The organism is Mesorhizobium sp. M4B.F.Ca.ET.017.02.2.1, assembly GCF_003998955.1.
In the GTDB taxonomy this organism is placed as follows: domain Bacteria; phylum Pseudomonadota; class Alphaproteobacteria; order Rhizobiales; family Rhizobiaceae; genus Mesorhizobium; species Mesorhizobium abyssinicae.
This window is the reverse complement of the sequence record NZ_RZOF01000578.1, coordinates 1-1,948: the sequence shown is the minus strand read 5'-3', so window position 1 is coordinate 1,948 and position 1,948 is coordinate 1. Positions and strand designations below refer to the sequence as shown.

Sequence of the window (1,948 nt, the reverse complement as noted above, 5' to 3'; positions counted from 1 at the left end):
GACATGCACGTCCTCGCCGACGCGGTAGATGCCGCGCTCGACGTCTATGCCTGGACCGAGCGCGGCATCTACCGCGTCGGCGAGGACGTGCATGTCGCGGCCCTTGCCCGCGACGGCGCCGCCAAGGCGGTCGAGAACCTGCCGCTGACCTTCATCTTCACCCGCCCCGACGGCGTCGAGGACCGCCGCATCGTCAGCGACGGCGCCTCCGCCGGCGGCCATGCCGTCGACCTGCCGCTCGAGCCAAACGCCATGCGCGGCACCTGGACGGTGTCGATCCATACCGATCCCAAGCAGGCCGCCGTCGCCAGCCAGATGTTCCTGGTCGAAGACTTCGTGCCGGATCGCATCGAGTTCGACCTCTCCGCCGACAAGAAGGAGATCGCGCAGGGCGAAACCGCCAACGTCACCGTCGACGGCCGCTTCCTTTATGGCGCGCCGGCCGCCGGACTGGCGCTCGAAGGCGAATTGACGCTGTCGACGGCCCGCGACTGGGACCGCTTCAAGGGCTATTCCTTCGGCCTCGCCGACGAGCAGTCGGCCGAACCTTCGGTGACGCCGCTCGCCGGCCTGCCGGTGGTCGGCGACGATGGCAAGGCGACCTTCCCGGTCGCCGTCGACCAGTTGCCCTCGACCACCAAGCTGGTCGACGCCAAGGTCACCGTCCGCATGCGCGAAACCGGCGGCCGCGCCGTCGAGCGCTCGCTCAACATCGGCATCCGCCCGCAGGGCCACATGATCGGCATCCGTCCGGATTTCGAGAACGACGAGGTGCCGCAGGGCGGCACGGCGAAGTTCAGCCTGATCGCCGTCGACCCCGACGGCAAGCGCGAGGCGCTGAAGGGCGCGCTGTGGTCGCTTGTAAAGGTCGAGCGCAATTACCAGTGGTACCGCTCAAACAACTCATGGAATTACGAGCCGGTCACCTTCACCAAATCGGTGGCCAACGGTCAGGTCGATCTTGCCGCCGATGGCGAGGCGACCGTGTCGCTGCCGGTCGACTGGGGCCGCTACCGGCTCGAGGTCGAGACGGCTGATCCCGAGGGTCCGGCGACCAGCTATGAATTCGATGGCGGCTGGTATGTCAGCTCCACCACCACCGAAACCCCCGACGGCCTCGAGGTCGCCCTCGACAAGGACACCTACGCCGCAGGCGAAGTGGCCAAGCTCAAGGTCTCGCCGCATTTTGCCGGCGAACTGCTGGTCACCATCGGCGCCGACAAATTGCTGAAGACCGTTACCGCAAGCGTACCGGCCGGCGGCGGCACCGTCGACATCCCGGTCGGCGACGACTGGGGCGCCGGCGCCTATGTCACGGCGACGCTGTTCCGGCCGGGCGACGCGCAGGAGACGCGCATGCCGGCCCGCGCCATCGGCGTCAAATGGCTGACGGTCGACCCGGGCTCGAAGAAGCTCGCCGTCACCTTGACGCCGCCCGAGAAGGCAATGCCGCGCCAGCAACTGTCGATCCCGGTCGCGGTGGCGGGCGTCCAGCCTGGCAGCAATGCCTATGTGATGGTTGCCGCCGTCGATGTCGGCATCCTCAACCTGACCAACTACAAGGCGCCCGATCCGGAGAACTGGTTCTTCGGCCAGCGCATGCTGGGGCTTGAGATCCGCGACCTCTACGGCCGCCTGATCGACGGCTCGCTCGGCACCACCGGCAAGCTGCGCACCGGCGGCGACGGCGCCGCCTTGCAGGCGCAGGGCAGCCCGCCGACCGAAAAGCTGGTCGCCTTCTTCTCCGGTCCCGTCCAACTCGACGCCGACGGCAAGGCCAGGATCGATTTCGACATCCCGCAGTTCAATGGCACCGTGCGCGTCATGACTGTTGCCTGGACCAGGGAAGCGGTCGGCCACGCTCAGGCCGATGTCATCGTCCGCGATCCGGTGGTCATCACCGCCGGCCTGCCGCGCTTCCTGGCGCCCGGCGACAACGCCGTCATGC

At 68.0% G+C, this 1,948-nt stretch carries 1 protein-coding gene; it reads left to right on the top strand.

Translation table 11 applies throughout. From position 1 onward, the window contains the following. On the top strand, positions 1 to 1,948 hold a 1,948-nt coding region (locus EN738_RS33955), incomplete at both ends, for an alpha-2-macroglobulin (RefSeq protein WP_145967038.1).